The 11,628-nt window shown below is 70.5% G+C and carries 13 protein-coding genes; 5 read left to right on the top strand and 8 right to left on the bottom strand.

The genetic code is table 11. The features are described 5' to 3' along the window. Positions 1–100 precede the first annotated feature (100 nt). Positions 101–1,291 (bottom strand): integrase catalytic domain-containing protein, encoded by a 1,191-nt coding sequence (locus tag AC5YDV_RS17300; RefSeq protein ID WP_496182577.1) that lies wholly within the window; start codon positions 1,289–1,291, stop codon positions 101–103. 175 nt (positions 1,292–1,466) lie between these two features. On the opposite strand from AC5YDV_RS17300, the gene AC5YDV_RS17295 reads away from it, so the two are divergent. Further along, on the top strand, positions 1,467–2,570 hold the full coding sequence (locus tag AC5YDV_RS17295) for a hypothetical protein (protein WP_496184801.1): 1,104 nt from the start codon (positions 1,467–1,469) through the stop codon (positions 2,568–2,570). Between the two features lie 117 nt (positions 2,571–2,687). Here the strand turns inward: AC5YDV_RS17295 and AC5YDV_RS17290 are convergent, their stop codons facing one another. Both AC5YDV_RS17290 and AC5YDV_RS17285 read right to left on the bottom strand, forming a co-directional pair. Further along, positions 2,688–4,433, bottom strand: a complete 1,746-nt coding sequence (locus AC5YDV_RS17290) for a bifunctional metallophosphatase/5'-nucleotidase (RefSeq protein WP_496184800.1) — start codon at positions 4,431–4,433, stop codon at positions 2,688–2,690. Positions 4,434–4,538: 105 nt separating this feature from the next. Further along, the gene (locus AC5YDV_RS17285) at positions 4,539–5,120 is read right to left on the bottom strand and encodes a hypothetical protein (protein WP_496184799.1); all 582 of its coding nucleotides are present in this window, start codon (positions 5,118–5,120) and stop codon (positions 4,539–4,541) included. A 93-nt stretch (positions 5,121–5,213) separates the two neighbouring features. Between AC5YDV_RS17285 and AC5YDV_RS17280 the strand changes: the two genes are divergently transcribed. Beyond that, a complete protein-coding gene (locus tag AC5YDV_RS17280; RefSeq protein WP_496184798.1) occupies positions 5,214–5,615 on the top strand; it encodes a globin domain-containing protein in 402 nt (133 codons plus the stop codon). Here AC5YDV_RS17280 and AC5YDV_RS17275 read toward each other — a convergent pair. The 3 genes from AC5YDV_RS17275 to folP all read right to left on the bottom strand — a co-directional run bounded on the left by AC5YDV_RS17275 (position 5,602) and on the right by folP (position 7,703). Further along, positions 5,602–6,312 (bottom strand): hypothetical protein, encoded by a 711-nt coding sequence (locus AC5YDV_RS17275; protein WP_496184797.1) that lies wholly within the window; start codon positions 6,310–6,312, stop codon positions 5,602–5,604. The two genes, AC5YDV_RS17280 and AC5YDV_RS17275, sit on opposite strands and share 14 nt — an antisense overlap. Before the next feature lie 99 nt (positions 6,313–6,411). Then, on the bottom strand, positions 6,412–6,774 hold the full coding sequence (locus tag AC5YDV_RS17270; RefSeq protein ID WP_496184796.1) for a DnaJ family domain-containing protein: 363 nt from the start codon (positions 6,772–6,774) through the stop codon (positions 6,412–6,414). Next, positions 6,774–7,703, bottom strand: a complete 930-nt coding sequence (gene folP / locus AC5YDV_RS17265; RefSeq protein WP_496184795.1) for a dihydropteroate synthase — start codon at positions 7,701–7,703, stop codon at positions 6,774–6,776. The genes AC5YDV_RS17270 and folP overlap by 1 nt, the downstream gene beginning before the upstream one ends. Positions 7,704–7,800: 97 nt before the next feature. Between folP and AC5YDV_RS17260 the strand changes: the two genes are divergently transcribed. After that, positions 7,801–8,259, top strand: coding sequence for a GNAT family N-acetyltransferase (locus AC5YDV_RS17260; RefSeq protein WP_496184794.1), 459 nt, complete (start codon positions 7,801–7,803; stop codon positions 8,257–8,259). A gap of 21 nt (positions 8,260–8,280) precedes the next feature. Here AC5YDV_RS17260 and AC5YDV_RS17255 read toward each other — a convergent pair whose 3' ends face one another. Together AC5YDV_RS17255 and AC5YDV_RS17250 are read right to left on the bottom strand one after the other, a co-directional pair. Further along, a complete protein-coding gene (locus AC5YDV_RS17255; protein WP_496184793.1) occupies positions 8,281–8,979 on the bottom strand; it encodes a class F sortase in 699 nt (232 codons plus the stop codon). 3 nt (positions 8,980–8,982) lie between these two features. Beyond that, on the bottom strand, positions 8,983–9,588 hold the full coding sequence (locus AC5YDV_RS17250) for a hypothetical protein (protein WP_496184792.1): 606 nt from the start codon (positions 9,586–9,588) through the stop codon (positions 8,983–8,985). Positions 9,589–9,730: 142 nt separating this feature from the next. Here AC5YDV_RS17250 and AC5YDV_RS17245 point away from each other — a divergent pair, with 142 nt between their 5' ends. After that, on the top strand, positions 9,731–10,741 hold the full coding sequence (locus AC5YDV_RS17245; protein ID WP_496184791.1) for an aldo/keto reductase family protein: 1,011 nt from the start codon (positions 9,731–9,733) through the stop codon (positions 10,739–10,741). A gap of 88 nt (positions 10,742–10,829) precedes the next feature. Continuing rightward, on the top strand, positions 10,830–11,627 hold the full coding sequence (locus AC5YDV_RS17240) for a hypothetical protein (protein ID WP_496184790.1): 798 nt from the start codon (positions 10,830–10,832) through the stop codon (positions 11,625–11,627). Position 11,628 lies beyond the last annotated feature (1 nt).

The following is an 11,628-nucleotide window of genomic DNA, read 5'->3' as shown; positions in this document are numbered from 1 at the left end:
CCGTGATGCCTCATGTCAATACCTCCGGATGGATTAGGTCGTTGCCTCACCTGTGACCTCCGGTTCGGCAGGAGTCGTTGCCTCACGTGTCTCCTCCGGTTCAGCCGGTCGCGGCACGGCGTTGCCGGGCGGTACGGCCCTTGGCCTGGGCGAGGGCTTCGAGGCGTCCGGTGTGGTGGAGGATCTCGCGTTGCAGGGCACCGAGGCGAAGCTTCTTGAACCGGGCGTTCATCGTGATCACGGGCCGTTTCCGGGTCGCGGGGTGGGCGAGGGCACGCTGGTGCGGGGTGGCGGCCTGGTGGTACTTCTTGACGACCTTGGCGCCGTCGCGGTGCTTGGAGGCCAGCTTCAGGCTGGGCAGGAAGTAGTTCGCGAACGCGTCATCCAACGCCCAGATCCGGTTCAGCAGCTCGAGCTCGGCGTCGGTGTCGTACCGGTAGTAGCCGACCAACTCCCGCACCCGGGCCCAGTTCTTCTGCTCCACGTAACAGCCGTCGTTCTTCTTCCCCGCCCGCCCGCGCGTGAACGTGATCTTGCGGGTCTCGCAGTAGTGCAGGAAGTGGTGGTTGATGAACTCCGACCCGTTGTCGGAATCGATCCCCACGATCGGGAACGGGAACATCCCGGCGGCGTGGTCGATGGCCTCGATCACCCACCGACGGGCCCGGTTCGGCACCGACCGGTTCACCGTCCACCCCGTCGCCACATCGGTCATCGTCAACGTGTAGCAGTACTCACCCGAGGCCACCCCACCGTCGTGGGCGACCAGGTCGATCTCGACGAACCCCGGCGTCGCATCGTCCCAGTCAGCGAACGTGCGGATCGGGATCTGGTGTTTCAACAACGACCCCGGCTTGGTGTGCGTCCGGCCGCGTAGCGTCATCCGCTTCCGCTCCCCGGCGAGCATCCGGTCGATCGTGGCCGCCGAGATACCGGCCAACAACTCGGCCTGGGTGTCGTCCAAGACGATCTCCCCCTCCACCCGCAGCAGGGGCACCAGCACGGGCATGAACGGCGCCAGGATCTTCCCCGCCGGCGCCCGCAACAGGGTCCAACAGCGCACCAGGGCGGGCAGCAGGTCATCGCCGTAGACCCGCGACCGCGGCTTGCGAGGCCGGACCGGTTTGACGACCAGCACCTCCCGTAACGCCGCCCGCGCATAGTCACGATGCCAGCCCGTCAACTCGACCAACTCGTCCAGGATCCGCGACTTCCCGGCCCGGTCCGCCCCCTTGTAGGCCAACGCCTTCTTCACCGTGACAGCCCTGCGCTCGCTCAAGGTCAGCTCCATCCCCGGATCGTTCAGGCGGAGACCCTTACGCGAGGCAACGACACCCCCGAACCGGAGAAACTCACCTGAGGCAACGACCCCCTCGAAGCGGAGGTCTTAGGTGAGTCAACTCGACCCCTTGTGCCGGCGCACCGCGCGGGTGCATCATGAGCGGCTGCCCACCCGGAGGTACCCCATGCAGATCCACCGCGTTCCACGGCCCGCGAGCCGGGACGCCGAGCCCCACCCCCTGACGCACGCCGCGTGCGCTCTGGACCGGGCCGGCGTCTTCGCCGACTACGGCCACACCGACTTCGCCGACACCGCACGCCACCTCAGTGTCCGGCTGTTCGGCTCAGCGCACGGCATCACCCACCTGTGGGTGGCGCTCGCGGACGGGGTCGACCCCGACACCTGCCGACCGGAGGACGGGCTCGGCATGGCCAACATCTTCCTTCCCCTGGTGGAGGACACCGAGAAGGCGCAGGTGTTCATCACGACGCACCCGGACCACCGTGGCCGAGGGGTGGCCACGGCCCTGCTCGAGGTCGTCACACCCCACCTGCTGGCGCAGGGCCGGACGACCTGGCTGAGCTACTCCTTCTCCCCTGAGGGGAGCGGCCCGGACGCCGTGGTCGCCCGGACGGGGGCCGGCGCGGTCGACGGACGGCGTCCCGCCAGCCGGTGGCTGGTGGCCGAGGGGTTCACCCTCGAGCAGTGCGAGCGGCCCTCCACCCTGGTGGTGGACGACGCGCTGGTCTCCCGTGCGGGGGCGCTGGCCGAGGAGGCCCGTCGGGCCGCGCCCACGGCGTCCGACTTCGAGTTGCTGTGGTGGGTCGACCGGACGCCCGACGAGCACCTCGACGGGGTCGCCTGGCTGTCGTCACGCATGAGCACCGACACGCCGATGGGCGACCTCGGCCTCGACGAACAGGTGTGGGACGCCGAGCGCGTGCGTGCTGGCGAGGAGCGCGGCGCGGCGGCCGGCCTGCACTGGTTGGTGACGGTCGCACGCCACGTCCCGACCGGACGCCTCGCCGCGATCACACGGCTCCAGTGGCCGGAGGACAACCCGGCCGGGATCTGGCAGGAGGAGACGCTCGTCCTGCGGGAGCACCGGGGCCGCCGGCTCGGCATGCTGACCAAGACCGCCAACCTGGTGCGCCTGGTCCAGGTGAACCCGGACGCCCGGCGCGTCCACACGTGGAACGCCGCCGAGAACGGGTGGATGCTCGCGATCAACGACGCCCTTGGGTTCGTCCCCGTCGGCCTGGAGGGCGTCTGGCAGAAGAAGTTTTGAGCTGGTTGCCCCCTGCCCGGCCCTGCCGGGCTGTGCGGGCCGGGATGCGTTTCCGGGTGGCAGTTCCCCAAGGATTCTTGGGGAACTGCCACCCGGAAATGTGGTGGGGTGAGGCGGTCAGAGACCCGCGACGCGGCTCTCCGGGGCTTCCAGGCCCGGGTTCGCCTTGAAGTACGCGACGAGGTTGGCGAGGTCCTCGGGCCCGCCGACCAAGTTCCTCCCGGCCATGAAGGCCGTGAACTTGTCGCCGCCCTCGGCGAGGAAGCTGAGGGTCGCGACGCGGTAGGTCTCGGTCGGCAGGATTTCTTCGCCGTTGAGCATCATCGTGTCGGCGAGGACCTTGTCGCCCTCGTTGCGGCTGTTGTCCCAGGTGTAGGAGAAGCCCTCCGAGACTCCCAGGGCCAGGTACTGGCGCCCACGGGACGGCACGTACTGCTGCTCCAGTACCGCCTTGATCTCGGCGCCCGTCATATCGATCGTCACCAGCAGGTTGCCGAACGGCGCGATGTCGTAGGCCTCCTGGAAGGTGATCTCGCCGGAGCCCTCGTTGTACTTCGGCTCCAGCGGAAGGCTCTCGCGGACGCCACCCACGTTCATGAACGCGATCTGGGCGCCACCCTCCTCGGGTCCGTCCGTCCCCCAGAGGATCGCGTCGGCGATCATGTCGGCCATCGGGGTCTCGATGCCGCGGTTGCTGGCGGGTGAGGAGTGACCAATGATGTCCTCGGTGTGGGTGCCGACGACCTGGGCCTTCTGCGGGCCCGCCAGTTCGTCCCACTTCGCGATGATGGCGGTCTGCTCGGCGTCCGGCTGCACGCCGGTCTCCGTGGAACGATCCACGAGGTGGTTCGTGGCGGTGCTCAGCTCGCGGACGACGTCCTTGGTGCGACGGTTGATCACCAGGTCGGTCTCGGTGACGACGCGGCCGTAGTCGGCGGCGGACGTCACGAGCCGGTCGACACCGTCGGGATCCGGGATCTCGCAGGTGTACGCCTGGTGGGTGTGCCCGCTCACGATCAGGTCGATCTCCGGGTCCATGTTGGCGGCGATCTGAACGATGGGATCGGAGATCCCCTCGCAGCCGTTGTAGGAGCCAGGGTTCACGCCGCCCTCGTGCAGCAGCACGACGATGGCCTCGACGCCCTGCTTCTTGAGCAGCGCGGCCTGGGCGTTGGCGGTCTCGACCTCGTCCTTGAAGTCGACGGTGGAGATGCCAGCGGGGCTGACGAGGGTGTCAGTCTCCTCCAGGGTCATGCCGATGAAGCCGACGTCCACGCCCTGCACCTTCTTGATGGTGGTGCCCGGCAGCAGCGTCTCACCGGTCTCCTTCACCACCACGTTGGCGGCGAGGTACTGGAAGTCGGCGCCTGCGTAGGGAGCCTCGGGGAAGTAGCAGCCGTCCTCCGGATGGCAGCCGCCGTTCTGAATGCGAAGGAGTTCTTCGGTGCCCTCATCGAACTCGTGGTTGCCCACGCCGGACACGTCGAGCCCCATCGCGTTGAGCGACTCGATGCTCGGTTCGTCGTGGAACATGCCGGAGAGGAACGTCGAGCCACCGATCAGGTCGCCCGCAGCCACGGTCAGGGTGTTCTTCTTGCCCTGGCGCAGTTCGTCCAGGGTGGCGGCGAGGTACTCAGCACCACCCACGGGGGTCTGGGTCGGGTCCTGGGTCTTGGACAGGGGCCCATCCGTGGCCTCCAAGTGTCCGTGGAAGTCGTTGAAGGACAGAATCTGCAGCGACATGTTGGCGCTGGGGTTTGGAATGTCCTTCTTCGGTGCCGCCTCAGCGGCCGTGGCGAGTCCGGCCGTCGCGACGAGCGCCAGGGTGGCGATCGCGGCGCCCGCACGCTTGCGTACAGTCATGGGTCATGTCCTCCGATGGTCTGTCGTCGTCCCAACCTGGACGACCTCCCGGCCAGCAAAGCAGGCCGAGGTGAACGCACGGCGTCCGGAAGGGGACACCTCGGGTCAGGCTGTCACGGATGGACGCCGACGTCCACGGACCCAGCGCACCGAGATTTTCACCATCACAACGACAGGTGAATGCTTCGAGAACAGCAGGAGGAGCAGAGTCCAGGCCCCCACGAGGGCGGGCACCACGAGGCGGGAGTAGTGGGCCGCCCACCCCAGGACGCCCCAGGGCTCCGACTGGCCCGCAGCCGGGCCCACCTGGGCGCCCACCTGGAGTGCGGGCGTCCAGAGGTAGGCGCCCAGCAGGACGCCCAGCAGGGCACCGCACCACGCGACGACGCGCGCGTCCCACGCAGCGCGTCCGTTGCCCGCCCGGCGCATCGACCACGCGAAGAAGCGGTGGCTGACCCACGCGGCAGCGAGCCCGAGGGGGATGGCCCACGGCTGGGGCAGGCGGCCGGTGTCCCAGGCGAACTCGGAGTTCATGAGCATGCGGCGCAGCACGTCCAGCGACCCCATCACGGACGCCGCGACCAACACCCAGCTGGCGCCGACGGCCGCGTGCGCGAGCAGGGCCAGGACGACGTCGACGACCCTGCGGCTCCTGGGGGTGCGGACGGGTGCGGTGTCGGTGCTCACGGACGCGATCGTAGTCCGCCGGGGTGCGGGGGATTTCTCACCACTTCGAGGAAAACGGCTCGCGGTCGTGGCCGCGGGGTCAGAATGTGGGACGTGTCAGCCAGTGATCCCGCCGCCGAGGTCGAGGCGACGCTCTTCGATCGAGTCGGAGGGCATGACACGTTCCGCGCGCTCATTCACCGGTTCTTCGAGGCGGTCAGGGACGAGCCGGACGTGGCCGTCCTGTACCCGGCCGACGACTGGGACGGCGCGGAGACCCGGCTGTTGCTCTTCTTCGAGCAGTACTGGGGCGGTCCCATGACGTACTCCCGCACCCGCGGTGCGCCCATGCTCAAGATGCGTCACATGCCGTACAAGATCACCGAGGACGTCGCGCGCAAGTGGGCGGCCTGCATGCACGGGGCGATCGAGGGGGCCGACCTCGGGGAGGAGCACGCCCTCCTCATGCACGACTACGTCGACCGGGCGTCCGTCTACCTGATCAACGCTGACTGACCCCGCCGGTGTCCCCCGGGGCGGCGGAACTCCCCGTGGCGGGAGCCGAGGGAGTCGGCGCGCTCGTCCGCGTGGGAGCGGGTTCGGGCGCGGCCGTGGGCTCGGTCACCGGAACAGCGGGGGACGCCGCGGGTGTGGGCTCGAGCGTGGCCTCCGGGGTGGGCGTGGCGCTGGGCTGCGCGGCGGCGGTCGGGGTGGACGAGGCCTCGGGGGCCGACACCGCCACCGGGTCGACCGGGACCTTGCGGCCCTGGACCGCCTGGCTGACCGTGGTGCCCGGCTTCCCGGCCAAGGACGTCCCGATCGCCTGCTCCAGCCCCGTGATCGCGCCGAGGGCCACCGCGAAGGCGAGCGCTGCCGCGACCACGACCCCGATCACCAGGGTGCGGCGCGGGGGCAGGACGCGGGGGCGAGGGGCCCTGAACTGCAGGGCGTGCCTCGTCCGCTCGAGGCCGAACGTGTAGAGCGCGGTCGCCACCGCGCCGATGGCGGAACCGACCGCCGCACCGGTGAGGGTGCCGGCCGTCCCGAGGTGCGACCCCACCAGGGCCGACGTCACGGCCGCCAACGACCCCGCGACGACCGCCGTCATCGACAGCGACAGGGACGGGCGATCGGCGACGACGGTCTCGGGCTCGGTCTCTGACCTGGTTTCGGGGGCGTCGGGGCGGGCGGGGGGAAGGGTCGTGTTGCTCATGCTTCTTCCACGGTAGGTCGGGCCCAGCGGATTGTCGCGCCGTTGCCTCGCACCGTGGTCCCCGATCCCAGCCGCCGCGTACGACTGTGGTCGTACCGACTAATTCCTCCGCCAGGCCTCGACCACGGCGTCCGTGTCGACCAGGCGGACGACGATGCGCGGCCCGGTGTCGGGTCGGCGGTAGTGGTCCCGGACGCGCTCGTTGAGGGCCTCGCAGCGTTCCCGCACCTCGGCCTCGGTCCGGCAGTCGGCGACGGCGTCCTGGATGCCGGCGACCTCCTTGCGCAGGGCGAGCGGCCCCGGCAGGACCGCCTCGAGGTTCTCGGCCTTCATCTTGGCCTTGATCCACCAGTCCTCGGACGTGTCGAGCTCCAAGGGCTTGCCCGCGCCGGGCAGGTTGTCGAAGGCGCCCCGCTCCATCGCCTCGCGGACCTGCCGGTCGATCCAGCTCTCGAACTGCATCACGGCTCCCGGCGCTCGCCCCGGACGGCCTTCGCCGGGGGCCGGTCGCCGCGGATGGACGCCACCATGTCGACCGCCCGCCTCGTGGCCCGGACGTCATGGGTCCGGAACACCGTCGCCCCGAGCCAGGCGGCCACCGCGGTCGCCGCCAGCGACCCCTCGAGCCGCTCGTCCGCGGGCAGGTCGAGCGTCTCCCCCACGAAGTCCTTGCGGGAGATCGCCTGCAGCACGGGGTACCCGAGCGCCGCCACGGACGCCGTGGCCCGCAGGACACGCAGCGAGTTGCGGGTGGTCTTCCCGAAGTCCAGGGTCGGATCGACGAGGACGCCGTCGGGCCGCACGCCGGCGTCCACGGCCCGCCGTGCCCCCTCACCCAGCCCCCGCAGGACCGACCGGACCACGTCGTCGGGGTCGTCCCCGTAGGACACGTCGACCGGGTCGGTGCGCGGCGGCAGCCCGCCGGTGTGCGACACGACGTACCCGGCGCCGAGTTCGGCGGCACCGTGGACGAGGTCCGGGTCCGCGCCCGCCCACGTGTCGTTGACGAGGTCGATCCCGATGTCCGCGCAGGCCTGGAGCACCTCGGAGCGCCACGTGTCCAAGCTCAACGGCAGGTCGGGGAAACGCTCCCGCGCGGCGGCGAGGAACGGCCGCACACGGTCGATCTCGGCCGCGGCGTCCACCCACTCCCCCTCCTGGCCGGCCCGCACGCCCCCGACGTCCACGATGTCGGCGCCCGCCTCCACCGCCGCCGCGAGGGCGTTCAGGGCCGGCTCCAGGGCGTCCGGCCCGGCCGTCACCCAGAAGGAGTCCCGCGTCCGGTTCACAATCGCCATGATGGCCGGACGCCCTGCGTCGAAGCGCTGCCCCCGCAGCACGAGCGGCGGGGTACGGGGCAGGTCGAGGCCGGGAAGGTTGTGTGAGCGCACGACACCATCATGCCCGGAGCCGTCCAACTCCCGTCGACCTGTTGTCAGCGGGCGCGGAGGCGCCCTAGCGTGTGCCCGAACGACGAAGGAGTCCCGTGTGACGCACCCGCCACCCCGCACCTACTCGCTCACGCGCTCCACGGCGGCGCAGTGGCTGGAGACGTCGGACACCACGCGGGCCCGCCGCGCCGGCCCCGCTGACCTGACCCTGTTGGACGCCCTGCACTCCGCCGACTTCCCCGCCACATACGCCACCTCCCGGCACCTGGTCGAGGACGAGAACCGGCTCACCTTCGTCGTCGAACGCGAGAGCGTCCCGATCGGGTATGCGTCCGCGCACCTCACGATCGACGGCGCGGCGCACCTGGACTACATGGCGGCCACACCGGATGCGCGCGGCGTGGGGGACGGCAGCGCCCTGCTCGCGGCGGCCGTCCGGGCGCTGTTCGACGAGGCATCCGTGGACGAACTGCAGGTCTTCGTCGAGGAGCACCGGGCGCCGGCGATCCGCTTCTACGACACGCACGGCTTCACGCGGGTGCTGCCCCGTTCCTGACGTCAGGAACGGCCCCTGACGTCAGGAAGGGGTGTTCGAGTCGAGTTCGGCGATGAACACGATGTTGAAGTCGGTGCGCCTGCCCCCGCTGAGGTAACAGCTGACCCAGACGAGACGTCCCGGGTTGACGTCCCAGACCTCGGGGTCGTGCGCGAACTCGTCGCGGGGCACCTTGCGCGCCTGGGTGATCGTGTAGCTGAGCTTCTCGACGTCCGTCTCCACCAGGATCTTGCTCCCCAGCGGAACGGCCTCCAGCTTGATCCCGTTGCAGGGCACCGCGGCGACGGGACGCGCGGCGTCCGTGTGGCACGCCACATAGGACGTGTCGGTGGCGCGCGAACCGGGCACGACGCCCCGGTCCTCGATCCACCACGTGCGGACGAAGTCGGGCGGGTCGATCACCCCCGAGTCGCCGATGGCCATCGTGCCGACGTCGGACGAGTAGCCCACCGCGGGCAGTTCCACCCTTGTGACCCGGGTGGCGACCGGGGGGGCCGGCTCGACGGGTGCCGCCGTCGCGGACGGTGTGGGCACGTCCGATGGGGCGGACGCCGCGGGTGCCGCCGGCGTCCCGGCGGACGTCACCGGGCCGACGGGAACGGACGGTCCCGGGTCAGGGGCGGGTGTCGGCCACCAGGCAACCAGGGCCACGACGACGGCGCCGATCGACAGGAACAATCCCGCGATCGCCGCCGGCCGTCCGTGGTTCGGAAAGGGCACCGGTCAGTGACGGCGGCGCGACGCAGCGAGCGCTCCCGCGGAGACCAGCGCGCCGATCGCACCGAGGCCACCCAGCACGGCGAGGCCGGTGTAGTCGGACTCACCGCCGGTCTTGGCCGGGACACCGCGCGGCGTCGTGGACGTCGCGGACGTCGCGGTGGAAGTCGGCTTCGCGGTCGTCGTCGGCTTGCCTGGCTTCTCGCTCGGCTTGGGCGTCGGGGACGTCGTCATGGACGGCGTGGGCGTCGGCGTCGGCGTCGCGGTGGGTGTCGGCGTCGGGGTGGGGGTCGGCGTCACACTCAACGGGCAGACGGGTTCAGGCTCCCCTTCCTGTCCACCGCCGTTGCTGTAGTCCCAGGCGATCACCAGCGAACGGCCCTGCGCGTCGGCGAAGAGACTGCCGATCTTCACCGGATCCAGCGGGATGGCGTTGACGGACACCGAGATCGGGTTGTTCCCCGTCTGGAGCCTCTCGTCGTCGCCGGGGGTGCCGACGTACTTGCAGACGAACACCTTGTCGGCAGGGTGGGAGTCGGCGACGGCGGTCTGGTACAGGATGGCAGTGGTGGCCAGCCCTGTGGCCAGCGCGACAGCCAGCATCTTCTTCATGGAGGTCGTCCTTTCCGGAAGAGCCAGGATGGCGGCGTCCCTTGTCAGACGACGATAGTTCGCGCGATGCGGCTGAGGCAATGCCTCCGGCCGATGCATCGTGACAGGATGTGGCAACCATCCGTTTCGAAAGGGATTCGCCATGAAGTTCCGCCACCTGGGCCGGTCGGGCCTGAAGATCTCCGAGATCATCTACGGCAACTGGCTGACCCATGGCTCGCAGGTCGAGAACGACACGGCGAAGGCGTGCGTCCGAGCAGCCCTGGACGCCGGCATCACCAGCTTCGACACCGCCGACGTCTACGCCAACACCGTGGCCGAGAGCGTGCTCGGCGAGGCGCTCGCCGGCCAGCGCCGCGAGAGCCTGGAGATCTTCACGAAGGTCTACTGGCCCACGGGTCCCAAGGGGCCGAACGACACCGGGCTGTCCCGCAAGCACATCCTCGAGTCGATCAACGGATCGCTGAAGCGGCTCGGCACCGACTACGTCGACCTCTACCAGGCCCACCGCTACGACCACGACACCCCGCTGGAGGAGACGATGCAGGCGTTCGCCGACGTCGTCCGCCAGGGCAAGGCTCTCTACATCGGCGTGAGCGAGTGGACCGCCGACCAGATCCGGGCGGGCCACGCGCTGGCCCGCGACCTCGGCGTCCAGCTCATCTCGTCGCAGCCGCAGTACTCGATGCTGTGGCGCGTCATCGAGCCCGAGGTCGTCCCGACGTGCACCGAGCTCGGCGTCAGCCAGATCGTGTGGTCGCCGGTGGCGCAGGGCGTCCTGACGGGCAAGTACGTCCCCGGGCAGCCGGTCCCCGACGGGTCCCGCGCCACGGACGCCAAGGGCGGGGCGAGCACGATCAAGCGCTTCATGGACGATCGGGTCCTGGAGCGGGTCCAGGCGCTGCGTCCCATCGCGGACGGCCTCGGGTTGTCGATGGCGCAGCTCGCGGTCGCGTGGGTCCTGCAGAACCCGAACGTCGCGGGCGCGATCATCGGGGCCTCCCGCCCGGAGCAGGTGGCCGAGAACGTCGCCGCCTCCGGCGTGGTGCTGGACGCCCACGTCCTGGCCGCGATCGACGAGGCGCTGGGTGACGTGGTGCAGGCGGATCCTGGGTTGACACGCGAGAACGCCCCGACCGGCCGGGGCGCCTGACGGCCGGGGTGGACACCTGCTGGTTGCGGGCGCGTCCACCCGCCGCAGGGTGCCAGACTGGGGACCGATCCCGATGAAAGGCCCCTCGATGAAGCACGCAGCCCTCGCATCCGCCGTGGCGGCGGTCCTCGTCCTGTCCGCCTGCTCGGCGGACGCGGGGAGCGCCACCCCCAGCGCCACTCCGCTGCCCACGGCGAGCCCGCTCCCGACCGCCAGCGTCACCCCGAGCGTCAAGCCCTCGCCGGCCACGACGGGTTTGACCACCAAGCCCAGCGCACCGCCGCGGAAGAGTCCGCCCCCGCCCCAGGAAACCGCGGCACCGTCGGACATCCGGGGTGACATCGGGACCGTCCCTGAGGGCTTCCAGCTGCCGGACGAGGACCGGCCCGCCGACCCGGAGACGACCGCCTTCACCACCACCGTGTGGCGCGCCTCCTGCCCCGACAAGGTGCTGACCCTGGCGTCGGCGGCCGGCATCACGGCCTCCCGGGTCAAGGAATCCATCAGCCCCGAGTTCTCGGTCACGAACGGCGTGTTCGTGTTCGCCGACGACGCCGCGGCCGCGGCGTTCATGACCGAATTGAGCGCGGCGCTGGCCTCCTGCGTCAGCGAGGGCCCGGACGAGGACGGCTGGCGAACGGTGCAGACGACCCGCCCGCTGACCGGGTTCGGTGAGCAGGGGCTCTCCACCAGCACGTGGTCGCAGTACAAGGCGGATGACACCTGGGTCGAGGGCCCCGGCGCCGGGGTCGAGTACATCGCCCGCAAGGGCAGCTACGTCGTCCTCACGCAGGAGGGTGGCGAGTACGTGGGGGACCCGACCCTCCTCCCGGAGGTGGTGCTCAACCTGGAGAGCCGCGTCACCGCGATGCTCGAGCAGGTCTGAG

It is taken from the genome of Propioniciclava sp. LT432 (assembly GCF_059515965.1).
This window is presented reverse-complemented; position numbering and strand designations above follow the sequence as displayed.

Coding starts and splice junctions, on each gene's coding strand:
- AC5YDV_RS17300 (WP_496182577.1), bottom strand. CDS start 1,291: ATGGAGCTGACCTTGAGCGAGCGCAGGGCTGTCACGGTGAAGAAGGCG.
- AC5YDV_RS17295 (WP_496184801.1), top strand. CDS start 1,467: ATGCAGATCCACCGCGTTCCACGGCCCGCGAGCCGGGACGCCGAGCCC.
- AC5YDV_RS17290 (WP_496184800.1), bottom strand. CDS start 4,433: ATGACTGTACGCAAGCGTGCGGGCGCCGCGATCGCCACCCTGGCGCTC.
- AC5YDV_RS17275 (WP_496184797.1), bottom strand. CDS start 6,312: ATGAGCAACACGACCCTTCCCCCCGCCCGCCCCGACGCCCCCGAAACC.
- AC5YDV_RS17270 (WP_496184796.1), bottom strand. CDS start 6,774: ATGCAGTTCGAGAGCTGGATCGACCGGCAGGTCCGCGAGGCGATGGAG.
- AC5YDV_RS17250 (WP_496184792.1), bottom strand. CDS start 9,588: ATGAAGAAGATGCTGGCTGTCGCGCTGGCCACAGGGCTGGCCACCACT.
- AC5YDV_RS17245 (WP_496184791.1), top strand. CDS start 9,731: ATGAAGTTCCGCCACCTGGGCCGGTCGGGCCTGAAGATCTCCGAGATC.
- AC5YDV_RS17240 (WP_496184790.1), top strand. CDS start 10,830: ATGAAGCACGCAGCCCTCGCATCCGCCGTGGCGGCGGTCCTCGTCCTG.